This window comes from Pantoea sp. Ap-870, assembly GCF_011752515.1.
Classification (GTDB): domain Bacteria; phylum Pseudomonadota; class Gammaproteobacteria; order Enterobacterales; family Enterobacteriaceae; genus Pantoea; species Pantoea dispersa.
Map to the genome: position 1 here is coordinate 82,345 of NZ_VWXG01000005.1, position 22,152 is coordinate 104,496.

The following is a 22,152-nucleotide window of genomic DNA, read 5'->3' on the forward strand; positions in this document are numbered from 1 at the left end:
TTTATGCGCACCAGGACAAAAACAAACAAATTGAACGCCGTACTCCCCTCACACCATCCGCTCAATCTCGCTCAACGGCACCGCCCGGCTGAACAAATATCCCTGCAGCTCATTACACCCGGCATCGGCCAGCGCGTTTTTCTGGCCCTCGGTTTCGACGCCTTCGGCGGTGACGGTCAGGCCCATGGCGTGGCCGAGGCGCACCACGGATTCAACAATCGCGGTGGAATTCTCCGCCACGCCCAGCGACTGGGTAAACGACCGGTCGATTTTAATCTTGTCGACCGGAAACGTGCTGAGATAATTCAGGCTCGAATAACCGGTGCCGAAATCATCCAGCGCGATACGGAACCCGGCGTCGCGCAGCGCGATGATGCTGTTGCGCGCTTCGTGTTCATCCTCAATCAACACGCCTTCGGTGATTTCCAGCTCCAGCCGCTGCGGATCGGCACCTTCCGACTGCACAATCTCAATCATGCGTTCGACAAACCCGCTGGCGCGGAACTGCACCGGCGAAACGTTCACCGCCACAATCACCTGCGGTAACTTCAGGGCGGTTTTGCAGGCCTCGCGCAGCACCCATTCGCCCAGCGGAATAATCATGCCGGTCTCTTCGGCGATGGCGATAAAGTCCGCAGGCGAAACATCGCCGCGCTGCGGATGATGCCAGCGCAGCAGCGCTTCCAGTCCGACAATCCGCTGGCCGCTGATCTCCATCAGCGGCTGATACCACACCGCCAGACCGTCGTACGTGACCAGCGCCTGACGCAGATCCGCCGCTATCTGCTGCCGCGTGCGCAGCGATTCATCCATCACCTTTTCAAACTGGCGATACTGGCCGCGTCCGCCGTTTTTCGCCTCGTACAGCGCTATGTCGGCTTTGCGCATCAGCTCCAGCCGGTCAATACCATCGCGAGGTGCCAGCGCCAGGCCAATGCTGACGCCAACCCACAGCTCGTTGCCCACCAGCTGATACGGCTCGCCCAGCGCGGCGATGATGCGCTGCGCCAGCGCCTGCACCTGACCGATATTCTCAACCTCCGGCATCACGATGATAAATTCATCGCCGCCAATACGCCCGACGGTATCGCTGGCGCGCACCAGGTGACTCAGGCGGCGCGCCACCTCAATAATCAGGTCATCGCCGGCGTGATGGCCCCAGGTATCGTTAATGATTTTGAAGCGATCCAGATCCAGCAGCAGCAACGCCACGCGCTGGTCGTGACGCGTCGCGGCGGCCAGTGCCTGAGTCAGCCGATCTTCAACCAGCGCCCGGTTCGGCAGCCCGGTCAGCACATCGTGAAACGCCAGATGCTGCGCCTGCGCCTCGCTTGCCCCGAGCTTCAGCAGCGACTGCGATAAATCGAGCGAGGAAGTCCAGATGCGCCGCACCATAAACAGACACAGCAGGGTGATCAGCAGCACCGAAATCAGCGTGGAAGGACCGAGGGTACGCAACATCTGCGCGCCCGGCTTGTCCGGATCCCAGCTGAGGTAGCCGACGATATCGCCCTGACGCGAGGTCAGCGGATAGCGCGCTTTGTGTTCGTTCTGCGGTACGCCATCGCTAAAGAAGAGCTGCCGCAGCTGGCTGCGTTCAGACAGGTTGCGCAGATAGCCATCATCAAGAAACTTAATACTCACCAGCCGGTAGCGCCCGGCCTCGCGCGTGCTGCTGATATCGCCCACCGCCAGCGCTGCCGCACGCTGGCCGATGCGCACAAAATCCGCGCGGTCGGCCGGACCGGGTACCTCATCACTGCTTTGCACCAGTGGCGTCTGCAACAGATCGCGCAGGTACGGGCCGATGCGCAGATCCGCCACCGGCTGGCCGTTGCGCCACACGGCGGTCGGCTGATTGGTGCGGTCAAGCAGCACAATCAGCTGATGATCAAACATATCGTACAGCCAGCTACCGACGTTTTGATTCAGCCAGTCGCTGTCAGGCTGCGGCTGCGCCAGTTGATCGGCGAGCGGGGACCAGCGCGTCAGGCTGCGCAGCTGGCGCAGATGTTCACTCAGGCTCTGATTGAACGAGGCGGCGATCATCCGCTGCTGCTGCTCGCGCGCCTCATGGTTGGTGGCCGAGGTGCTCCAGAACAGGCCGAAACCGGCACCGAGAAAAGTCAGCAGCAAAATCGCCACCAGCGGCAGGATCACTTCGCGCAAAAAATTGCGGCGAAAACCGTGCGAAAGTTTGAAGGTGTTTATCATTTTAAGGTTTCGCGCTCCGGGCAGGGCTTACTGATTAAATTAGCAGAATTTACGCAGCCTGCATCTGGTAAGGGAAGCGTTAAAGGCGTGAAACTGCACGCAATTTTTTTGCGCATAGTCACAAAGGTAACAGTTAAGTGGATTTTATTGAATTGGTTGCCGTCTGGCTGCCATCCTGCTGCCTTAAAGCAAATTCATCCGCACGTCACTGAGCCGTCACGGCACTGTCATCTGTCTCCCGCACTGTAGTCGCCATTCCGCAGCCTCTTCCGCTGCGCCCCTCAACCTGAAGCGAATGAGGTATTGAGCGTGATGGAGATATCCAGACATCCGACCACTGTCTATCAGGCGGTTGCCGCCCAGCTGGAGCAGGCGCTGCAGGAGCGCTATCGCTGCGGCGATTATCTGCCGTCAGAACAGCAGCTGGCCGATCACTACGCCGTCAATCGCCACACGCTGCGCCGGGCCGTGGATGAGCTGGTGAACAAAGGCCTGCTGCAGCGGCGTCATGGCGTCGGCATCCTGGTGCTGATGCGCCCGTACGACTACCCGCTGCATGCCCAGGCGCGCTTTAGCCAGAACCTGCTGGAGCAGGGCAGTCATCCCACCAGCGAACGGCTGCTGGCGGTACTGCGTCCGGCCAGCAGCGACGTGGCCGCCGCGCTGGGCAGTGACGAGGGCGCCAGCGTCATTCATTTACGCACCCTGCGGCGCGTCAACGGCGTCCCGGTGTGCGTGATCAACCACTATCTGCCCGACCTGCGCTGGTGGCCGGCGCTGCAAACGTTCCAGCACGGTTCCCTGCACGACTTCATGCAGCAGCAGCTCGGCCTGCAGCTGAGCCGCCGTCAGACCCGCATCAGTACCCGCCGCGCACAGGCCAAAGAGTGCAAACAGCTGGAGATTACGCTGCACGCGCCGCTGCTGTGCGTGCGCACCCTGAACACACAGCCGGACGGTCAGGTGGCGGAGTACTCCGTCAGCCTGACGCGTGGCGACATGATTGAACTCACCCTGGAGCACCAATGAAACAGCAAACCGCCCGTCAGCACTGGCTTTCGGTGCTGGCGCACAGTGAAGCCAGCGCGCTGGCCAGCCACTGGCAGTCGCTACAGCTTACACCCGCCTTCGAGCGCCTGCGCCCGGCGGAAACCGGTTTAACCCGTCTGCAGGCGCGCATGGGCGGCAGCGGGAAACGCTTCGTCATGGGCGATGCCACCGTCACCCGCGCGGTGATCAGACTGCACGATGGCACGCTGGGTTTTAGCTATGTGCTGGGGCGCGATAAGGCGCATGCCGAACGCTGCGCGCTGATTGATGCGCTGCTGCAACAGCCGGAAACCCAGGCGCTGCTGCAGGAAAAAATTATTGCCCCGCTGGCGGCACTGCGTGAAGAGCAGCGCCAGCTGCGCGCGCGGGAGATCGCCAGCTCCAAAGTGGATTTCTTTACGCTGGTTCGCGGAGATAACGAATGACATTACTGGCAAGTTTTAACCATCCGGTTGCCGACGCCCAGCGCGCCTTCCGCCGCATTCTCAAAGCGATGAGCGAGCCGGGCGTGATGGTCTCGCTGCCGCTGGCGCAGGGCTGGGGCGATCTCTCCCCGGCCGCAACGGCGGTGCTGCTGACGCTGGTCGATCAGGAGAGCGCACTGTGGCTGGATCGCCGTGTGGACAGCGATATCCTGCGCAGCAACCTGCGCTTTCACACCGGCGTACCGATTATCGATGAGCGCGATGCCCCGTTTGCGCTGACCCACGCGGCGGCCAATCCCGATCCCGCCTGCTTCGCTGCCGGTGACAATCTGTCCCCTGAGAAGAGCACCACGCTGATTGTCGAAGTGCCGTCGCTCAACGGCGGGTTGACGCTGCGCCTCTCCGGGCCCGGCCTGCGTGAGCCGCGCGCCATCGCGCCGCAGCTGCCGGCCGCCATTCTGACCTATCTGCGTGAGCGCCCGCATCCGTTCCCGCAGGGGGTGGATCTGATTTTCACCTGCGGTGAAGCGATGATGGCGCTGCCACGCACCACCGACGTGGAGGTGTGCTGATGTATGTAGCCGTGAAAGGGGGCGAAAAGGCGATTGCCAGCGCCCATCAGCTGCAGGCCGATCTGCGCCGTGGCGATCGCAGCGTCGCGGAGCTGGGCTGCGATCAGGTGGCGCAACAGCTGGGGCTGGCGGTGGACCGGGTGATGACTGAAGGCGGCATCTTTGACACACAGCTGGCGGCCTTAGCCATCAAACAGGCCAGTGGTGATTTGGTCGAGGCGATTTTCCTGCTGCGCGCCTACCGCACCACGTTGCCGCGCCTCGCGGACAGCCTGGCGCTGGAAACCGCGGAAATGCGCATCGAGCGCCGCATATCGGCAGTATACAAAGATCTGCCCGGTGGCCAGGTGCTGGGCCCGACCTATGACTACAGCCACCGCCTGCTGGATTTTACCCTGCTGGCCAACGGCGAAACGCCGGCTGCCGCGCGTGACGATCAGGCGCTGGCACAGCGTTGCCCGCATGTGTTCAGCATGATGACGCGTGAAGGGCTGGCTGCGCGTGAAGAGGATGATGGCAGCGAGCCGTGTGACATCACGCGCCAGCCGCCCGGTTATCCGGCGTCACGCGCTGCCCGCTTACAGCAACTGGTGCGCGGCGATGAAGGGTTTCTGCTGGCGCTTGGCTATTCGACCCAGCGCGGCTATGGCCGCAACCATCCGTTTGCCGGTGAAATCCGCACCGGCTATCTCAGCGTGTCGATCTGCCCCGAAGAGCTGGGTTTTGAGATTGAAATTGGCGAGATCCTGCTGACCGAATGCGAAATGGTCAACGGCTTCACCACCCAGGGCGACAGCGCCCCACATTTTACCCGCGGCTATGGTCTGGTGTTCGGACGCGCAGAGCGTAAGGCGATGGCGATGGCGCTGGTGGACCGTGCGCTGCAGGCACCCGAGTATCAGGAGCGCATTGCCGGGCCGGCGCAGGACGAAGAGTTCGTGCTGTCGCACGCCGATAACGTCGAAGCCGCCGGCTTTGTCTCGCACCTGAAACTGCCGCACTACGTGGATTTCCAGGCGGAGCTGGAGCTGCTGCAGCGGCTGCGCCAACAGCATCAGGAGCAGAATGATGAGTGAGTTAACCGGCTACAACAACGGCTACCTGGATGAGCAGACCAAACGCACCATCCGCCGCGCCATTCTGAAAGCGGTCGCGATCCCCGGCTATCAGGTGCCGTTTGCCGGCCGCGAAATGCCGATGCCGTATGGCTGGGGCACCGGCGGCATTCAGATCACCGCCAGCATTATTGGCGACAGCGACGTGCTGAAAGTGATCGATCAGGGCGCGGATGACACCACCAACGCGGTCTCTATCCGGCGCTTCTTCCAGCGCGTCAGCGGGGCGGCAACCACCGAAGCCACCAAAGACGCCACGCTGATCCAGACGCGGCACCGCATTCCGGAGACGCCGCTTGAAGAGGATCAGGTGCTGATTTTCCAGGTGCCGATCCCGGAGCCGCTGCGTTTTATCGAACCGCGAGAGACAGAAACCCGCACCATGCATGCGCTGGAGGAGTACGGCATCATGCAGGTCAAGCTGTATGAAGATATCGCCCGCTACGGCCATATCGCCACCACCTATGCCTATCCGGTGAAGGTTAACGATCGCTACGTGATGGATCCGTCGCCGATTCCCAAATTCGACAACCCGAAGATGCACATGATGCCGGCACTGCAGCTGTTTGGTGCCGGACGTGAAAAACGCATATATGCGCTGCCGCCCTACACCAAAGTGGAAAGTCTGGATTTTGACGATCACCCGTTCAGCGTGCAGAGCTGGGAACAACCCTGTGCGCTGTGCGGTTCGCGCCACAGCTATCTCGACGAAGTGGTGATGGATGATGCCGGTACGCGCATGTTTGTCTGCTCCGATACCGATTTTTGCCACCAGCAGCAGGAACAACAGCATGCACAGTGAACAGCCGCTGCTCGCGGTCAAAAATCTGACGCACCTCTACGCGCCGGGCAAAGGTTTTGAAGACGTCAGTTTTGCGCTCTATCCCGGAGAAGTGCTGGGGATTGTCGGTGAATCCGGCTCGGGGAAAACCACGCTGCTGCGCAGCCTGTCGGCGCGTCTGGCGCCCCAGCAGGGCAACATTCTTTATCGCGGCCGCGATCTGTATCAGCTCAGCGAGAGCGAGCGCCGGCGGCTGCTGCGCACCGAGTGGGGTGTGGTGCATCAGCATCCGCTGGATGGCCTGCGTCCGCAGGTGACGGCGGGCGGCAATATTGGTGAGCGTCTGATGGCGATTGGACAGCGCCATTACGGCGACATCCGCAACGAGGCGCTGCGCTGGCTGCAGGACGTCGAAATTCCGGGCAACCGTATCGACGATCTGCCCACCACCTTTTCCGGCGGTATGCAGCAGCGTTTGCAGATTGCGCGCAACCTGGTGACGCAGCCGACACTGGTGTTTATGGATGAGCCGACCGGTGGGCTGGATGTTTCGGTACAGGCGCGCCTGCTGGATCTGCTGCGCACGCTGGTACGCGAACTGAATCTGGCGGTGATTATCGTCACCCACGATCTGGGCGTCGCGCGTCTGCTGGCGCACCGCCTGCTGGTGATGAAGCAGGGCAAAGTGGTGGAGAGCGGACTTACCGACCGGGTGCTCGACGATCCGCACCATCCGTACACCCAGCTGCTGGTTTCATCGGTGCTGGCATAGAACACGCTGGCGGTGCGCATTAATGCGCACCCTACAGGGCTGTCACCCGCATGGCGACCGTGCGGCGCTGGCGGTGCGCATTAATGCGCACCCTACAGGTCTGTCACCCGTATGGCGACCGTGCGGCGCTGGCGGTGCGCATTAATGCGCACCCTACACGCCTGTCACCCGTATGGCGTGTAGGGTCGCCATTAATGGCGACCGTGCTGCGGGGATCAGTGGTCAAAACATTCAGGACATCAACATGCAACCCATTTTGCGCGTAGAGAATCTCAGCAAAACCTTTGTGCTGCACAACCAGAACAGCGCCGAGCTGCCGGTGCTGCAGCACGCCAGCCTTGATGTGGCCGCCGGCGAATGCGTGGTGCTGCACGGGCGCTCCGGCAGCGGTAAATCCACGCTGCTGCGTGCGCTGTACGGTAACTATCAGGCCAACAGCGGTCACATCTGGCTGCAGCATCACGGCCAGTGGGTCGATCTGGCACAGGCACCGGCGCGTCAGATGCTGGCGATCCGCCGTGACACCGTCGGCTGGGTCAGCCAGTTTCTGCGCGTGATTCCGCGCGTACCGACGCTGGAGATCGTCATGCAGCCGCTACTGGAGCGCGGCGTCGAACGCGCCCGCTGTGAACAGCGCGCCCGCGAACTGCTGACGCGTCTTAACGTGCCGCAGCGCCTGTGGTCGCTGGCCCCCTCGACCTTCTCCGGCGGGGAACAGCAGCGCGTCAACATCGCACGCGGCTTTATCGCTGACTATCCGGTGCTGCTGCTGGATGAACCCACGGCGTCACTCGACAGCGCTAACAGCGCGGCGGTGGTGGAGCTGATTCAACAGGCGCGCGCCCGCGGCGCCGCTATCGTAGGTATTTTCCATGACGAAGCGGTGCGCGCCCGGGTGGCCGACCGCCTGCACGTCATGCAGCCGCTGCACACAGGAGAACAGGCATGATCGTGAATAATGTCCGGCTGGTGCTGGAAAATGAGGTCGTCAGCGGATCGCTGGAGATGCGCGGTGGCCGGATCGCCAGCTTCAGCGACAGCGGCAGTCAGCAGCCGGGCGCGCTGGACGGCGGGAACGCGTTTTTGCTGCCGGGGCTGGTCGAGCTGCATACCGACAACCTCGATAAATTCTTCACGCCACGGCCTAAAGTTGACTGGCCGGCGCATTCGGCGATGAGCAGCCACGATGCACTGATGGTCGCCAGCGGCATCACCACGGTGCTGGATGCCATCGGCGTCGGTGACGTGCGCGACGGCGGTCATCGCCTTGAAAACCTGAGTAAAATGATTACGGCGATTCAGGACAGCAACCGCAAGGGCATTAACCGCGCCGACCACCAGCTGCACCTGCGCTGTGAGCTGCCGCACCACACCACGCTGCCGCTGTTTGAAGCGCTGATGAGCACCCCGGAGCTGTCATTGGTGTCGCTGATGGATCATTCGCCGGGCCAGCGCCAGTATGCGTCGCTGGAGATGTACCGCACCTACTATCAGGGCAAATATCAGCTCAACGATGAGCAGATGGATCAGTTTGAGCGCGAACAGCTGGCGCTGGCTGCCGAATTCTCCACGCCGAACCGCAACGCCATCGCTGGCCTGTGCCAGGCGCGCGGTATTCCGGTTGCCAGCCACGATGATGCCACGGCGGCGCACGTCGCGGAGTCACACGCGGTGGGCAGCGCCATTGCCGAGTTCCCCACCACTCTGGAAGCGGCTCGCGCCTCGCGCGACTGCGGCATGCGGGTGCTGATGGGCGCGCCCAACATTGTGCGCGGCGGCTCGCACTCCGGCAATGTCGCGGCGTGGCAGCTGGCCAGCCACGGCCTGCTTGACATCCTCTCGTCGGATTACTATCCGGCCAGCCTGCTGGATGCGGTATTCCGCCTGGTGGCCGACGAGCGTAATGCGCTGACGCTACCGCAGGCGGCGGCGCTGGTCACGCGCAACCCGGCACAGGCGATTGGCCTGCACGATCGCGGCACGATTGCGGAAGGGCTGCGCGCCGATCTGGTGCTGGCACACACCGATCACGGTCATGTGCACATTCGCCACGTCTGGTCACAGGGCAGGCTGGTGTTCTGATGGCGCGCCTCATCTGGCTGACCGGGCCCTCAGGCTCGGGTAAAGACAGCCTGCTGAACGCGCTGCGCGAGGCGCCGCCGGACAAGCTGGTGATCGCCCATCGCTATATCACGCGGCCGGCCGATGCCGGCGGTGAAAACCACGTGGCGCTGAGCGAAGCCGAATTCCGCCGGCGGGAAGCGCTCGGCCTGTTCGCCATCAGCTGGCGCGCACACGGCCTGAGCTACGCGCTCGGCGAGGAGATTGACCACTGGCTGGCGCGCGGTCTCAACGTGCTGGTCAACGGTTCACGTCTGCATCTGCCAGTCGTGCGCCAGCACTACGGCGAGCAGCTGCTGCCGCTGGTACTGCAGGTCTCGCCGGCCGTGCTGGCGGCACGGCTGCGCCAGCGCGGGCGCGAAAGTGAAGCCGACATTCAGCGACGGCTGGCGCGTGCGGCAGAACCGCTGCCCGCCCACTGCCACGCGCTCAACAACGACGGCGCGCTGATCGACACGCTCCATCAGCTGCGCCAGTTACTGGAGCATCCGCCATGAATCTGACCTTTCTCGGTACGGGCGGCGTGCAGGCCGCGCCGCTGTTCGGCTGCGACTGTCGCGCCTGTGAACGCGCCCGGCAGCAGCCACGCTATGCGCGTCACGCCACCAGCGCGCTGATCGACACCGGTCGCGAGCGCATCCTGCTCGATGCCGGTCTGCCCGATCTGCATCAGCGCTTCCAGCCCGGTGAGCTGAGCCGCATTCTGCTAACGCATTTCCACATGGATCACGTGGCCGGCCTGTTCAGTCTGCGCTGGGGCCGGGGCGCGCCGATTCCGGTGTGGGCACCGCCGGATGAAAAGGGCTGCGACGATCTGTTTAAGCATCCCGGCCTGCTGGCGTTTCGCCCGGCGCTGACGCCTTTTGTCGCGCACAGCTTCGGCAGCCTGCAGGTGACGGCGCTGCCACTGCAGCATTCGCGGCTGACTTACGGCTACCTGTTCGACTGGCATGGCACGCGGCTGGCGTGGCTGTGCGACACCTGTGGTTTGCCACCGGACACCGCCGATTTCCTGCAGGGCCAGCCGCTCGATCAGCTGGTGATCGATTGTAACGATGCGCCGCGCGCCGCGGCGGGTAATCACAACGACGTTACCCGCGCACTGGACATCGTGGCCCGGCTGGCTCCGCGCCAGGCATGGCTGGTGCACCTGTCACATGAGATGGATAACTGGTTGCTGGACAATGGGTTACCGGAAAACGTCAGCGTACCGTTCGATGGCCAGCAGATTGCTGTCGGTTTGCGCGACGCTGTCACCGTTTAATCATGGTTCTGTCATCAGACCTTCATCGCCAGTGTCCGTAATAACGGGCAATCAACACCTCAGAAGAGATGGAGCGCAACATGGCACAGGCACTACTCAAAACCGTCGTCGACAATGCACATCCTGCCCAGCGCCATGGCGACAAGGTGCTGTCGGTGCAGGGGCTGTGCAAAGCCTTCGGTGATAACCGCGTGCTGGATGATGTCAGTTTCGATCTGCATGCGGGCGAGCTGGTGGCGGTAATCGGCCGCTCGGGCGCAGGCAAATCGACCCTGCTGCATATGCTGAACGGCACCATTGCCAGCAGCGAAGGCGCGATTCTCAGCATGCGTCACGGCGAGGCGGACCGCGATGTGGTGACGCTTAACAGCCGGCAGATGCGCGAATGGCGCAGCGAGTGCGGCATGATCTTTCAGGACTTCTGCCTGGTGCCGCGCCTCGACGTGCTGACCAACGTGCTGCTGGGCCGGCTCAGCCAGACTTCAACGCTGAAATCCTTTTTCAAAATCTTCTCCGACACCGACCGTGCGCAGGCGATTGAACTGCTGCAGTGGATGAACATGCTGCCGCAGGCGCTGCAGCGGGCGGAGAATCTGTCCGGCGGCCAGATGCAGCGCGTCGCCATCTGCCGCGCGCTGATGCAGCGCCCGAAAATCCTGCTGGCCGACGAGCCGGTGGCGTCGCTCGATCCCAAAAATACCAAACGCATCATGGATGTGCTGCGCCAGGTGAGCGAGCAGGGCATCAGCGTGATGGTCAACCTGCACTCGATTGAACTGGTGCAGCAGTATTGCACCCGGGTGATCGGCATCCAGCGCGGCAAAGTGCTGTTTGACGGCCATCCCGCTCAGTTGACCGACAGCCTGCTGCATGCGCTGTACGGCGACGAAATTAACCAGCTCCACTAACTCCCACGGCAAGAGAAAATCTCACAATGAAACTGACTGCTTTAGCTTTACTGACAGGCGCTCTGATGGCTTTTGGCGTTAACGCAGCGGATGCACCGAAACAGCTGAACCTGGGAATTCTGGGCGGGCAGAACGCCACCCAGCAGATTGGCGATAACCAGTGTGTGAAAACCTTCTTCGACAAAGAACTGGGCGTGGATACGCAACTGCGCAACTCGTCTGACTATGCCGGCGTGATTCAGGGACTTCTGGGCAACAAGATCGATATGGTGCTGAGCATGTCGCCAGCGTCTTACGCCTCGGTCTATCTGCAAAACCCGAAGGCCGTGGATATCGTCGGTATCGTGGTGGACGACAAAGATGGCTCGAAAGGTTACCACTCGGTGGTGATCGTCAAAGCCGACAGCCCGTATAAGAAGCTGGAAGATCTGAAAGGTAAATCGTTTGGCATGGCCGATCCGGATTCCACCTCCGGCTTCCTGATGCCGAATCAGGCCTTTAAGAAAGAGTTTGGCGGTACGGTGGATGATAAGTACAACAACACCTTCTCCAGCGTGACGTTTTCTGGTGGCCACGAGCAGGACATCCTCGGCGTGCTGAATGGCCAGTTCGACGGCGCGGTGACCTGGACGTCGCTGATTGGCGATTACAACAGTGGTTATACCTCGGGGGCCTTTGGTCGTCTGATTCGTATGGATCACCCGGATCTGATGAAGCAGATCCGCATCATCTGGCAGTCGCCGCTGATTCCTAACGGCCCGATTCTGGTGAGTAATAACCTGCCCGCTGACTTCAAAGCGAAAGTGGTGGCCGCGATCAAAAAGCTGGATAAAGAAGATCACAGCTGCTTTGTTAAAGCGGTGGGCGGTGCCCAGCACATCGGCGCCGCCAGCGTCGCGGATTACCAGAATATCATCGATATGAAGCGCGACCTGATGAAGGGTGCACGCGGGTAACCGCTCAGGGCAACGCGTGGCAAGGTGCGCATCAATGCGCACCCTACGACGCCATGCAGACAATATTGTAGGGTCGCCATTTATGGCGACCTGATTACCCTGCCGGCATCAACAAAGGATCTCTCCCTTGACCGATTTCGAACACTACTACCAACGTATCCGCCGCCAGCAAAAGCGCGACACGCTGCTGTGGTCGCTGCTGCTGGTGGCGCTTTATCTCGCGGCCGGCAACGTGGCGGAATTCAACCTGGTCACGGTCTGGCAATCGCTGCCACACTTTTTTGACTACATCGGCGAAACGCTGCCGGTGCTGCACCTGCCGCTGCTGTTCGCGGACGTCAAAACCGAAGGTTCGCTGGCTTACTGGGGCTACCGCCTGCACTTTCAGCTGCCGCTGATCTGGGAAACCCTGCAGCTGGCGCTGTCCTCCACCCTGATTGCAGTGCTGATCGCCGCCGTGCTGGCGTTTTTCGCCGCTGATAACACCCAGACACCGCGCAGCCTGCGCATGGCGATTCGCGCCTTTGTTGCCTTCCTGCGCACCATGCCGGAGCTGGCGTGGGCGGTAATGTTCGTGATGGCGTTCGGCATCGGTGCTATCCCCGGCTTTCTGGCGCTGGCACTGCACACCATCGGCAGCCTGACCAAACTGTTCTACGAATCAATTGAGAGCGCCTCCGACAAACCGGTGCGCGGTCTCGCCGCCTGTGGTGCCAGCAAGCTGCAGCGTATGCGCTTCGCCTTCTGGCCGCAGGTGAAACCGACCTTTCTCTCCTACAGCTTTATGCGGCTGGAAATTAATTTCCGCTCCTCCACCATCCTCGGGCTGGTGGGCGCGGGCGGCATCGGTCAGGAGCTGATGACCAACATCAAACTGGATCGCTACGATCAGGTCAGCATGACGCTGCTGCTGATCATCGTGGTGGTGTCGCTGCTGGATACGCTATCCGGCTGGCTGCGCCGCCGTGTGGTTGAAGGAGACGTAAAATGATCGCCTTAGCGCCCGACGTGGCGAAACTGAAACAGCAGCACGCTGCACTGTTTGCCGCGCAAAACCGTTATCTGCGCCGCATCGCGCTGATTGCGCTGGCGCTGGTGCTCTACTATCTGTTCTTCTTCAGCGTGTTCGGCATCGACTGGCAGCGCTTTGTCATCGGCTGCCAGCAGCTCGGACGCTATTTCCTGCGCATGTTCGTCTGGCAGGATTTCGTCAACTGGCCGTTTGGCTACTATTTCTCGCAGGTCGGCATCACGCTGGCTATCGTGTTTGCCGGCACGCTCACCGCCACCGTCATCGCGCTGCCGGTCTCCTTTCTGGCGGCGCGCAATGTGATGCACGATCCGCTGACGCGGCCGATATCGCTGCTGGTGCGCCGGCTGCTGGATGTGCTGCGCGGCATCGACATGGCCATCTGGGGATTGATCTTCGTGCGGGCGGTAGGCATGGGGCCGCTGGCCGGGGTGCTGGCGATTGTGATGCAGGACATCGGCCTGCTGGGCAAGCTGTATGCCGAAGGGCATGAAGCGGTTGAACGCTCACCCAGTCGCGGCCTGAGCGCAGTGGGGGCCAACAGCCTGCAAAAACACCGTTACGGCATTTTTACCCAATCGTTTCCCACCTTTCTCGCGCTGAGTCTGTATCAGATTGAATCCAACACCCGCTCGGCGGCGGTGCTGGGTTTTGTCGGCGCCGGTGGCGTCGGGCTGGTCTACGCCGAAAACATGCGCCTGTGGAACTGGGATGTGGTGATGTTCCTGACCGTGATTCTGGTGGTCGTGGTGATGGTGATGGACGCCATCTCCAGCCGGCTGCGTAAACGCTACATCACCGGGAAAGGGGTGCCGCTGTGGCAGCCTGCCGTGCGCGACTGAGCCGTTCGCTGCGCTGCCAGGCGCGCTCCAGCGTTTGCACCAGCTGCGCCTGCTGCCAGGGTTTCGCCAGCCGTTCACACAGCGGTAGCGTCACCGGCGTCTGGCGCAGATCCTGACCGCTAATCAGCAGGGTGGCCAGCTGTGGCCACTGCTGCTGCGCCTGACGAATCACATCTGCACCGTTCAGGGCGCCCGGCAGCATCAGGTCACTGATCAGTAGATCGATATCCGGCGTCTGGCGCAGCAGCGTCAGCGCGCTCTCGCCGTCAGCACACTCCAGCGTCAGGTAACCCAGCTGATGCAGATGTTCGCACAGCGTCTGGCGCACCGCCGGCTCGTCATCCAGCACCAGTATCAGGCGATCGCGGCTGGCACGCGGCGTCAGCACCGGCGCGCTCACCAGCGGCTGCGCGGCTTCCGGCGCGCGCGGCAGCAGCAGCCGCACCGTGGTGCCCTGGCCCGGCGCGGTCTCCAGTTCGATCTGTCCGCCGGACTGGCGCACAAATCCGTACACCATCGACAGCCCCAGCCCGCTGCCGCTGCCGGTGGCTTTGGTGGTAAAGAAGGGTTCAAACACCTGTTCCCGCACCTCAGCGGACATGCCGCAGCCGTGGTCAATCACTTCAATGGTGACGCGGTCGCGCTTGCCATCGGCCTCCTGAATCCGCTGATTCCAGATGCGCAGGCGGATCTCGCCGCTCTGGCGCTCCATGGCATCGCGCGCATTCACCACCAGATTCATCAGGGCGTTCTCCAGCTGGCCGGCATCAATCCACGCCGGCCAGCCGGGGCGCTGCGCATCCACCACCAGATGCTGGCCGGGCAGCAGGGAGTGCTGCAGCAGCGACTGCAGATTTTCCACCAGCTCCACCACTGCAACGGCACGCGGATAAAGTGCCTGTTTACGTGAGAAGGCCAGCAGACGCTGCGTCAGCTGAGCGGCACGATCGGCGGCCAGCCGCGCGCGCTCAATGCGGCTGGCCAGCGTGCCGGGCGGCAGCTGATCGACGGTCAGCGCCAGGCTGCCGATGATCACCGCCAGCAAATTATTGAAATCGTGTGCCAGGCCGCCGGTCAGCTGACCGACCGCTTTCATCTTCTGGCTGTGCAGCAGTGCCGCTTCCAGCGCCTTACGCGAGGTGCGCTCCAGCACCGTGTTGACCATGCCGCGCCGCGGCACCGGGCTGAAGCGCAGTTCCAGCGTGCGGCCATCCGGTAACCTGACTTCCTGCGCGTCGTGCAGGCTGCTGAGCTGCACATCGACGCGATCAAGCAAACGCTGATAGTGCATGCCGCGATGCAGCTCGCGCGGCGCGAAGCCCAGCAGTTCGGCGTACTGCGCGTTCCACACCACCAGCTGACCGCTGTTATCAAACAGCGCGAAGCCGTCGCGCATGGCGAGGAAGGTCGATTCCAGCTGGTTGCTTTTCTCTTTCAGTAGCTGCGAGGTGTGCGCCAGCGAAGCGGTGTTGCGCGCGAACACGTTAAAGGCGCGCGCCAGATCGCCCAGCTCATCGCGCCGTGCCAGGCCGGGCACGCTGACGCTTTTCTCCCCCTGCGCCAGCCGCGTCATGGCGTGCGCGATGGCGGTAAGGCTGGAACCGAGATTGCGGTAGATGTAGTAACCGGCGTAACCGGTAATCAGCAGCGCCAGTAACATAAACAGACCGATGAAACCGATGATTGAATCCAGTTCCTGATGGGCGGTGGCGCTGCGCGCATCGCTCTGCTGCGCCACCAGCTGAACGTAGTGGGTGATGTCTTCGTTGAGCATCGCCACCAGCGCCTTGATGCGATACGTGGCGTAGGCGATGGCGATGTCACTCTGCTCCAGCTGACCGGCCACCGGCAGCAGCTGCTGGCTGGTGCTGACCAGCCGCGCGCGCTGCATCGCCAGCACGCCCTGCAGCGGCAGCGCAGACCAGATCGGCAGCACGCTGTTGAGCTGTTGCACTGCGGCCTGCGGCGTGGCGGACTTAATTGCCACGGTTAACAGCGCGGCCGTCTGCTGGCGCAGCGGCAGAAACGCGCCGTCGCTGGCCAGCAGGTCGATACGGTTGAGCAGCAGCTGCGCCTGCCACAGGCCGCTGAGCATCACGTTACGCTGTAAATGGCGCTGATGCCCCTCCAGCAGCAGCTGGCTGATGCTTTGCTCCAGCATCTGGCTGCGCTCGCGGATGCGTGCCAGCAGCGCCGGCTGCTGTGCGGCCAGCGGTGCGCTGGCCAGCTGACTCAGCGACTGCTGCAGCGCCTGCTGGGTCTGCTGCAGGCGCGCCGATTCGCTCTGGTATTCGAGCGCGCCCACCACCTGCGCCAGCCGCACCGCGGCGATAGCGACATTGGCCGTATCACGCGCCAGCGCCAGGCTGCCGTTCATATCGGCCAGCGTTTGTGCCTGCGCCTGCTCCTGAATGTGACCGGCGTGGCGAAAACCAAAAATAGCCACCAGGCTCACCGCCAGCGTAACGCTCACCACCAACAGGTTAAACATCAGCAGGCGCCCGCGCGCGCCGGCGTGCCAGTGCAGACTGTGACTCATTGCTGCCGCTCCTTACCGCTCAACTCCGGCGAGTATAGAAGCGCGGCCGGAGCGCAATATGACAAATATGAACGGCGTCTGACATTTTCCATTTATCTGGCGTTGCTTAACTCGCGGCTATCCACTGGCAGCAGGAGCCTGAAGATGGCGGCGACACCGATATTAGAAATGCGGGCAATTACCCGGCGCTTCGGCAGCTTCTATGCGCTGAAAGGCGTCGACCTGACCGTCTGGCCGGGTGAAGTGCACGCGCTGATGGGCGAAAACGGTGCCGGTAAAAGTACCTTAATGAAGATTCTGGCCGGCGCGTATACCGCCAGCAGCGGGGAAATTCTTATCGATGGTCAACCCTACGCGATCAGGGGCCCGAAAGAGGCGCTGGCGGCAGGGATCACCCTGATTTATCAGGAAATCAACCTGGCGCCGAATCTGACGGTGGCAGAGAACATCTTTCTCGGCAGTGAAATTTCCCGCGGCGGGCTGGTGAAGCGTCGCCAGATGGCGGAAGAAGCGCAGCAGGTGATTAACCGCCTTGGCGCGCAGTTCAGCGCCACCGATCTGGTGAGCCGCCTGAGCATCGCCGAACAGCAGCAGGTGGAAATTGCCCGCGCGCTGCATCGCAACAGCCGCATCCTGGTGATGGACGAACCCACCGCTGCGCTCTCGAATCGCGAAACCGAACAGCTGTTTGCGCTGATCAAACGCCTGCGCAGCGAAGGCATGGCGATCATCTACATCAGCCACCGCATGGCAGAAGTGTATGAACTCTCCGATCGCGTCAGCGTGCTGCGCGACGGCCAGTACGTCGGCAGCCTGACGCGCGAACAGCTGAACGCCAGCGAACTGGTGCGCATGATGGTCGGCCGTCCGCTCAGCGATCTGTTCAACAAAGATCGCGCCATTACCTTCGGCGAAATCCGCCTGGCGGTAAATCATCTGACCGACAACCGCAAAGTGCATCCCAGCAGCCTCGCGGTGCGCGCCGGGGAGATCGTCGGACTGGCCGGACTGGTCGGTGCCGGCCGCAGCGAGCTGGCGCAGCTGATTTTTGGTGTGCATCAGCCAGCCGGCGGGGAAATCTGGATCGACGGTGAAAAAGTGCAGATTCACTCGCCGCGAGACGCCATTGCGCGCGGCATCGGTTTCCTGACCGAAAACCGCAAAGAGCAGGGGCTGTTTCTGGAACTGGCGGCGCAGGAAAACATCGTGATGGCCACACTTGAGCGCGATGCCAGCTACGGCCTGCTTAACCGGCGCAAAGGGCAGAAAATCGCCAGCGAGGCGATTCAATCACTGAATATCCGCGTGCCGCACGCCCAGGTGCGCGCTGGCGGTTTATCCGGCGGCAACCAGCAGAAGCTGCTGATTTCGCGCTGGGTATCGATAGCGCCGCGCATCCTGATTCTGGATGAGCCGACGCGCGGCGTGGATGTCGGCGCTAAGAGTGAAATCTACCGCATGATGAACCAGATGGCGCAGCAGGGCGTGGCGATTTTGATGATCTCCAGCGAGCTGCCGGAAGTGGTGGGCATGAGCGACCGCGTGTACGTGATGCGCGAAGGCACCATCGCCGGCGAGCTGAGCGGCGAGCAGATTAGCCAGGAAAACATAATGACACTGGCCACCGGCGCGCAGCCGGTCCAGGCCTGAGGAGACGGGAATGACCAGTGAAACCGCACGCGTAAAAAGTCCAACGCTAAAACGTGCGTTGATGAGTGACCTGCTGCAAACCGTGGGTATCTTGCCGATTCTGATCCTGATCGTGGCGGTATTTGGCTTTGTCGCCCCGAACTTTTTTACCGAAGCTAACCTGCTGAATATCACGCGTCAGGCCTCCATCAACATTGTGCTGGCGGCGGGCATGACGTTTGTCATTCTCACCGGCGGTATTGACCTGTCGGTTGGCTCAATGCTGGGTACCACGGCGGTGGTGGCGATGGTGGTGTCGCTCGATCCGGCGTTTGCCGGGCTGACCATCCCGGCCGCGCTGGGAGCCGGGCTGATCATGGGGCTGTTCAACGGCATTCTGGTCGCCTGGGCGGGCCTGCCACCGTTTATCGTCACGCTGGGCACCTATACCGCGCTGCGCGGGGCGGCCTATCTGCTGGCTAACGGCACCACGGTGATTAACTCGGATATCAACTTTGAGTGGATAGGCAACGGTTATCTCGGCCCGATCCCGTGGCTGATTATCATTGCCTTTGCGGTGATTGCGCTGTGCTGGTTTATTTTGCGCCGCACCACGCTTGGCGTGCACATCTATGCGGTGGGCGGCAACATGCAGGCAGCGCGCCTGACCGGCATCAAAGTGGGTGCGGTGCTGGTGTTTGTCTACGCCATGAGCGGCCTGCTGTCCGGGCTGGGTGGCCTGATGAGCGCATCGCGGTTGTACAGCGCTAACGGCAACCTTGGCGTGGGCTATGAGCTGGACGCGATCGCCGCGGTGATTCTGGGCGGGACCAGCTTTGTCGGCGGCATTGGCACCATTACCGGCACGCTGATTGGCGCGCTGATTATCGCCACGCTGAACAACGGCATGACGCTGATGGGCGTGTCGTACTTCTGGCAGCTGGTGATTAAGGGCGGGGTGATCATTATTGCGGTGCTGATCGATAAGTACCGTACGCGGCATCACGTGGGGTGAGGGGGCGGGCGCTGGCTTTGGCCCTCACCCCAACCCTCTCCCGCTTGCGGGAGAGGGGGCAGCCCGGAGCGAAGAGGTAACTAACGTGCTTCACCTGAACATCATGCAGAACGGTTCCCTCTCTCGATCGCGGGAGAGGGGGCAGTCCGGAGAGAAGATTTAGAAAACAAGTGCTTCACCTGAACACCATGCAGAACGGTTCCCTCTCTCGCTCGCGGGAGAGGGGGCGGCTCGGTGAGAAGAGGTAACTAACGTACTTCACCTGAACACCATGCAGAACGGTTCCCTCTCCCGCGGGCGGGAGAGGGCCAGTGTGAGGGCAAAGGCAATCAGGGCATAAAACCAAAAAAGCAGGAGAACATCGACTATGCGTTTTAATCCGATTATCACCGGACTGCTGGCCGCGACGCTGTTCAGTGCGCCATTTGTGCAGGCCAAAGAACTGAAATCCATCGGCGTTACGGTGGGCGATCTGGCTAACCCGTTCTTCGTCCAGATCACCAAAGGGGCGGAGCTCAAGGCGCGTCAGCTGGCGGGCGATAAGGTCAACGTGACGCTGGTCTCCAGCGGCTACGATCTTGGCCAGCAGGTGGCGCAGATTGACAACTTCATTGCCGCTAAAGTGGACATGATCATCCTCAACGCTGCCGACTCCAAAGGCATCGCGCCGGCGGTGAAGCGTGCGCGTGATGCCGGCATCGTGGTAGTGGCGGTGGACGTGGCCGCGGACGGTGCCAATGCCACCATCACCTCTGACAACACCCAGGCCGGGGCCATGGCCTGTAAATACATCTCCGACCGCCTGAAAGCCAAAGGCAACGTGGTCATCATCAACGGACCACCGGTGTCAGCGGTGCAGAACCGCGTGGAAGGCTGCATGAATGAGCTGAAAACCCACCCGGATATCAAACTGCTCTCTTACAACCAGAACGCCAAAGGCAGTCGCGAAGGCGGACTGGAAGTGATGACCGGTCTGCTGTCGGCCAATCCGAAGATTGATGCCGTGTTCGCCATCAACGATCCTACCGCTATCGGTGCCGATCTGGCGGCGAAACAGGCGCAGCGTAGCGAATTCTTTATTGTCGGCGTCGATGGATCGCCAGACGGCGAAGAGGCGCTGAAGCGCAAAGGCTCGCTCTTTGTCGCAACGCCAGCCCAGGATCCGCAGGTGATGGCGGCTAAAGCAGTTGAGATTGGCTATGACATCCTGCAGGGCAAGCCAGCGCCGGATAAGCCGGTGCTGATTCCGGTAACGCTGATCGATCGTAACAATGTCAGCAGCTACAAAGGCTGGACGGTGAAATAAGCCACACGGGCGTCGCGGTGCACATGCGCGCCGCGACGCCCGCCGGAGATGCAGCTATGCAACGTTCCGAAGTTAACGCGATTTTGCAACTGACCCGTGAATTCTTTCTGCGGCAGGATGTGCATCTGCCGCCGTGGGCCGATTACGGTCTCAGCCAGTGGCGTGCGCTGGACACCTCAGCCGCTGCCGAACTGCTGGCGCTGCACCTCGGCTGGGATGTCACCAGTTTTGGTGCCGATGATTTCAGCCAGACCGGCCTGACGCTGTTTACCCTGCGCAACGGTTCACGCGGCGGACAGCCGTGGGGCAAACCGTATGCGGAGAAGATCATGCACGTGCGCGAAGGGCAGGTGACGCCGATGCATTATCATCCGCAAAAAATGGAAGACATTATCAACCGCGGCGGTGGCAACCTGATTGTCACGCTACACAATCGCGACGGCGATCGGCTGGCGGATTCGCCGGTACAGGTCACGCTGGATGGCATCTGCCAGACCCATGCCGCCGGCTCCCAGCTGCGGCTGTCACCCGGCGAAAGCGTCACGTTACTGCCCGGTGTCTGGCACAGCTTCTGGGGCGAAACCGGCTACGGCGATGTGCTGGTGGGCGAAGTCTCCATGCCCAATGACGATGAGCACGACAACGTCTTTCTTACCCCGCTGGCGCGCTTTAATCCGATTGATGAGGATGAAGCGCCGCGCTGGCTGCTGTGTAACGAATATCACCGCTGGCTGGCATAACAGGAGTGTTCCATGGCACTGATCTCTCTGGCGCAGGGCCTCGCCCATGCGCAGCAGCACGGTTACGCGCTCGGCGCGTTCAACGTTCTCGACACCCACTTTCTGCGCGCGCTGTTCCATGCGGCGGAGCAGCAGCGTTCGCCGTTTATCATCAACATTGCCGAGGTGCATTTTAAATACGTCAGCCTGGAACCGCTAATCGCCGCTATCCGTGCCGAAGCGGCGCTACACGCCATCCCGGTGGTGCTCAACCTTGATCATGGCCTGCATTATGATGCGGTGATGCAGGCGATTCGCCTCGGCTTCACCTCGGTAATGTTCGATGGTTCAACCCTGAGCTATGACGAGAACATTCGCCAGACGCGGGAAGTGGTGAAGATGTGCCACGCGCTGGGCATTTTGGTCGAGGCCGAGCTGGGCGCCGTGGGCGGCGATGAGGGTGGCGCGCTGTTTGGCGAAGCGGACAGCAATAAATTCACCGACCCGGCGCTGGCGGCGGAATTTGTCCAGGCAACCGGCATCGACTGCCTCGCAGTGGCCATCGGCAACGCGCACGGCAAATACAAAGGCGAGCCAAAGCTTGATTTTGACCGTCTGGCGGCGATTCGCGCAGCGGCCGGCATTCCGCTGGTACTGCACGGCGGTTCCGGCATCAGCGACGCCGATTTCCGTCGCGCCATCAGCCTCGGCATCCACAAAATCAACTTCTACACCGGGATGTCGCAGGCGGCGCTCGGGGCGATTGAAACGCAAATCACCCAGCGCGACGCGCGCTACGACTCGTTCGCCGAACTGTTAATGGCGGTTGAACGCGACATCGCCAGCGTTGTTGCCCAGCAGATGCAGGTGTTTGGCAGCGCCGGGAGGGCCTGA

Annotated in this window: 21 protein-coding genes; 19 read left to right on the forward strand and 2 right to left on the reverse strand. The window is 61.8% G+C overall.

The features are described from left to right. Nucleotides 1-48: 48 nt before the first annotated feature. Nucleotides 49-2,214 (reverse strand): bifunctional diguanylate cyclase/phosphodiesterase, encoded by a 2,166-nt coding sequence (locus F3J41_RS13760; RefSeq protein WP_088518067.1) that lies wholly within the window; start codon nt 2,212-2,214, stop codon nt 49-51. A gap of 312 nt (nt 2,215-2,526) precedes the next feature. Here F3J41_RS13760 and phnF point away from each other — a divergent pair, with 312 nt between their 5' ends. From phnF to phnE (F3J41_RS13830), 14 genes are all read left to right on the forward strand, one after another. Continuing rightward, nucleotides 2,527-3,243, forward strand: a complete 717-nt coding sequence (phnF, locus tag F3J41_RS13765; protein ID WP_132466836.1) for a phosphonate metabolism transcriptional regulator PhnF — start codon at nt 2,527-2,529, stop codon at nt 3,241-3,243. Next, entirely contained in the window at nt 3,240-3,689 is a 450-nt protein-coding gene (phnG, locus tag F3J41_RS13770) for a phosphonate C-P lyase system protein PhnG (RefSeq protein WP_058757348.1), read from the forward strand. Before phnF ends, phnG begins: the two co-directional genes overlap by 4 nt. Further along, nucleotides 3,686-4,261 (forward strand): phosphonate C-P lyase system protein PhnH, encoded by a 576-nt coding sequence (gene phnH, locus F3J41_RS13775; RefSeq protein ID WP_059012654.1) that lies wholly within the window; start codon nt 3,686-3,688, stop codon nt 4,259-4,261. The genes phnG and phnH overlap by 4 nt, the downstream gene beginning before the upstream one ends. After that, nucleotides 4,261-5,337: a carbon-phosphorus lyase complex subunit PhnI gene (locus tag F3J41_RS13780; RefSeq protein WP_021509798.1), complete on the forward strand. Its 1,077-nt coding sequence runs from the start codon at nt 4,261-4,263 to the stop codon at nt 5,335-5,337. The genes phnH and F3J41_RS13780 overlap by 1 nt, the downstream gene beginning before the upstream one ends. Further along, on the forward strand, nt 5,330-6,178 hold the full coding sequence (locus tag F3J41_RS13785) for an alpha-D-ribose 1-methylphosphonate 5-phosphate C-P-lyase PhnJ (protein WP_021509799.1): 849 nt from the start codon (nt 5,330-5,332) through the stop codon (nt 6,176-6,178). Before F3J41_RS13780 ends, F3J41_RS13785 begins: the two co-directional genes overlap by 8 nt. After that, on the forward strand, nt 6,168-6,929 hold the full coding sequence (gene phnK, locus F3J41_RS13790) for a phosphonate C-P lyase system protein PhnK (RefSeq protein ID WP_166711559.1): 762 nt from the start codon (nt 6,168-6,170) through the stop codon (nt 6,927-6,929). Before F3J41_RS13785 ends, phnK begins: the two co-directional genes overlap by 11 nt. Nucleotides 6,930-7,173: 244 nt before the next feature. Then, the gene (gene phnL / locus F3J41_RS13795) at nt 7,174-7,878 is read left to right on the forward strand and encodes a phosphonate C-P lyase system protein PhnL (protein ID WP_166711560.1); all 705 of its coding nucleotides are present in this window, start codon (nt 7,174-7,176) and stop codon (nt 7,876-7,878) included. Next, the gene (gene phnM / locus F3J41_RS13800) at nt 7,875-9,011 is read left to right on the forward strand and encodes an alpha-D-ribose 1-methylphosphonate 5-triphosphate diphosphatase (RefSeq protein WP_021509802.1); all 1,137 of its coding nucleotides are present in this window, start codon (nt 7,875-7,877) and stop codon (nt 9,009-9,011) included. The genes phnL and phnM overlap by 4 nt, the downstream gene beginning before the upstream one ends. Continuing rightward, a complete protein-coding gene (gene phnN, locus F3J41_RS13805) occupies nt 9,011-9,547 on the forward strand; it encodes a ribose 1,5-bisphosphokinase (RefSeq protein WP_104188816.1) in 537 nt (178 codons plus the stop codon). The genes phnM and phnN overlap by 1 nt, the downstream gene beginning before the upstream one ends. Next, complete coding sequence (gene phnP / locus F3J41_RS13810) at nt 9,544-10,314, forward strand: phosphonate metabolism protein PhnP (protein ID WP_166711561.1); 771 nt, start codon at nt 9,544-9,546, stop codon at nt 10,312-10,314. Before phnN ends, phnP begins: the two co-directional genes overlap by 4 nt. Nucleotides 10,315-10,394: 80 nt before the next feature. After that, on the forward strand, nt 10,395-11,222 hold the full coding sequence (phnC, locus tag F3J41_RS13815; RefSeq protein ID WP_021509805.1) for a phosphonate ABC transporter ATP-binding protein: 828 nt from the start codon (nt 10,395-10,397) through the stop codon (nt 11,220-11,222). Nucleotides 11,223-11,248: 26 nt separating this feature from the next. Beyond that, complete coding sequence (phnD, locus tag F3J41_RS13820) at nt 11,249-12,178, forward strand: phosphonate ABC transporter substrate-binding protein (protein ID WP_031280167.1); 930 nt, start codon at nt 11,249-11,251, stop codon at nt 12,176-12,178. Between the two features lie 127 nt (nt 12,179-12,305). Beyond that, nucleotides 12,306-13,169: a phosphonate ABC transporter, permease protein PhnE gene (gene phnE, locus F3J41_RS13825; protein ID WP_058782066.1), complete on the forward strand. Its 864-nt coding sequence runs from the start codon at nt 12,306-12,308 to the stop codon at nt 13,167-13,169. Next, complete coding sequence (phnE, locus tag F3J41_RS13830; RefSeq protein ID WP_136548083.1) at nt 13,166-14,050, forward strand: phosphonate ABC transporter, permease protein PhnE; 885 nt, start codon at nt 13,166-13,168, stop codon at nt 14,048-14,050. The genes phnE (F3J41_RS13825) and phnE (F3J41_RS13830) overlap by 4 nt, the downstream gene beginning before the upstream one ends. Here the strand turns inward: phnE (F3J41_RS13830) and F3J41_RS13835 are convergent. After that, nucleotides 14,004-16,589 (reverse strand): ATP-binding protein, encoded by a 2,586-nt coding sequence (locus F3J41_RS13835; RefSeq protein WP_166711562.1) that lies wholly within the window; start codon nt 16,587-16,589, stop codon nt 14,004-14,006. The two genes, phnE (F3J41_RS13830) and F3J41_RS13835, sit on opposite strands and share 47 nt — an antisense overlap. Before the next feature lie 144 nt (nt 16,590-16,733). Here F3J41_RS13835 and F3J41_RS13840 point away from each other — a divergent pair, with 144 nt between their 5' ends. From F3J41_RS13840 to F3J41_RS13860, 5 genes are all read left to right on the forward strand, one after another. Beyond that, complete coding sequence (locus F3J41_RS13840; protein WP_059012350.1) at nt 16,734-18,239, forward strand: sugar ABC transporter ATP-binding protein; 1,506 nt, start codon at nt 16,734-16,736, stop codon at nt 18,237-18,239. A 10-nt stretch (nt 18,240-18,249) separates the two neighbouring features. Beyond that, on the forward strand, nt 18,250-19,233 hold the full coding sequence (locus F3J41_RS13845; RefSeq protein ID WP_021509811.1) for a COG4158 family protein: 984 nt from the start codon (nt 18,250-18,252) through the stop codon (nt 19,231-19,233). A 367-nt stretch (nt 19,234-19,600) separates the two neighbouring features. Next, the gene (locus F3J41_RS13850) at nt 19,601-20,539 is read left to right on the forward strand and encodes an ABC transporter substrate-binding protein (protein ID WP_058757358.1); all 939 of its coding nucleotides are present in this window, start codon (nt 19,601-19,603) and stop codon (nt 20,537-20,539) included. A 56-nt stretch (nt 20,540-20,595) separates the two neighbouring features. Next, nucleotides 20,596-21,279: a D-lyxose/D-mannose family sugar isomerase gene (locus tag F3J41_RS13855; protein ID WP_021509813.1), complete on the forward strand. Its 684-nt coding sequence runs from the start codon at nt 20,596-20,598 to the stop codon at nt 21,277-21,279. Nucleotides 21,280-21,291: 12 nt separating this feature from the next. Continuing rightward, nucleotides 21,292-22,152: a ketose 1,6-bisphosphate aldolase gene (locus F3J41_RS13860; protein ID WP_166711563.1), complete on the forward strand. Its 861-nt coding sequence runs from the start codon at nt 21,292-21,294 to the stop codon at nt 22,150-22,152.

What these genes read in the sequence shown, in the direction of transcription:
- phnL (WP_166711560.1), top strand. Translation starts at nt 7,174, where the DNA reads ATGCAACCCATTTTGCGCGTAGAGAATCTCAGCAAAACCTTTGTGCTG.
- F3J41_RS13845 (WP_021509811.1), top strand. Translation starts at nt 18,250, where the DNA reads ATGACCAGTGAAACCGCACGCGTAAAAAGTCCAACGCTAAAACGTGCG.
- phnM (WP_021509802.1), top strand. Translation starts at nt 7,875, where the DNA reads ATGATCGTGAATAATGTCCGGCTGGTGCTGGAAAATGAGGTCGTCAGC.
- phnD (WP_031280167.1), top strand. Translation starts at nt 11,249, where the DNA reads ATGAAACTGACTGCTTTAGCTTTACTGACAGGCGCTCTGATGGCTTTT.
- phnN (WP_104188816.1), top strand. Translation starts at nt 9,011, where the DNA reads ATGGCGCGCCTCATCTGGCTGACCGGGCCCTCAGGCTCGGGTAAAGAC.
- phnF (WP_132466836.1), top strand. Translation starts at nt 2,527, where the DNA reads ATGGAGATATCCAGACATCCGACCACTGTCTATCAGGCGGTTGCCGCC.
- phnK (WP_166711559.1), top strand. Translation starts at nt 6,168, where the DNA reads ATGCACAGTGAACAGCCGCTGCTCGCGGTCAAAAATCTGACGCACCTC.
- F3J41_RS13760 (WP_088518067.1), bottom strand. Translation starts at nt 2,214, where the DNA reads ATGATAAACACCTTCAAACTTTCGCACGGTTTTCGCCGCAATTTTTTG.
- F3J41_RS13785 (WP_021509799.1), top strand. Translation starts at nt 5,330, where the DNA reads ATGAGTGAGTTAACCGGCTACAACAACGGCTACCTGGATGAGCAGACC.
- F3J41_RS13855 (WP_021509813.1), top strand. Translation starts at nt 20,596, where the DNA reads ATGCAACGTTCCGAAGTTAACGCGATTTTGCAACTGACCCGTGAATTC.
- phnE (WP_136548083.1), top strand. Translation starts at nt 13,166, where the DNA reads ATGATCGCCTTAGCGCCCGACGTGGCGAAACTGAAACAGCAGCACGCT.
- F3J41_RS13850 (WP_058757358.1), top strand. Translation starts at nt 19,601, where the DNA reads ATGCGTTTTAATCCGATTATCACCGGACTGCTGGCCGCGACGCTGTTC.
- F3J41_RS13860 (WP_166711563.1), top strand. Translation starts at nt 21,292, where the DNA reads ATGGCACTGATCTCTCTGGCGCAGGGCCTCGCCCATGCGCAGCAGCAC.
- phnP (WP_166711561.1), top strand. Translation starts at nt 9,544, where the DNA reads ATGAATCTGACCTTTCTCGGTACGGGCGGCGTGCAGGCCGCGCCGCTG.
- F3J41_RS13835 (WP_166711562.1), bottom strand. Translation starts at nt 16,589, where the DNA reads ATGAGTCACAGTCTGCACTGGCACGCCGGCGCGCGCGGGCGCCTGCTG.
- phnC (WP_021509805.1), top strand. Translation starts at nt 10,395, where the DNA reads ATGGCACAGGCACTACTCAAAACCGTCGTCGACAATGCACATCCTGCC.
- phnH (WP_059012654.1), top strand. Translation starts at nt 3,686, where the DNA reads ATGACATTACTGGCAAGTTTTAACCATCCGGTTGCCGACGCCCAGCGC.
- F3J41_RS13780 (WP_021509798.1), top strand. Translation starts at nt 4,261, where the DNA reads ATGTATGTAGCCGTGAAAGGGGGCGAAAAGGCGATTGCCAGCGCCCAT.
- F3J41_RS13840 (WP_059012350.1), top strand. Translation starts at nt 16,734, where the DNA reads ATGGCGGCGACACCGATATTAGAAATGCGGGCAATTACCCGGCGCTTC.
- phnG (WP_058757348.1), top strand. Translation starts at nt 3,240, where the DNA reads ATGAAACAGCAAACCGCCCGTCAGCACTGGCTTTCGGTGCTGGCGCAC.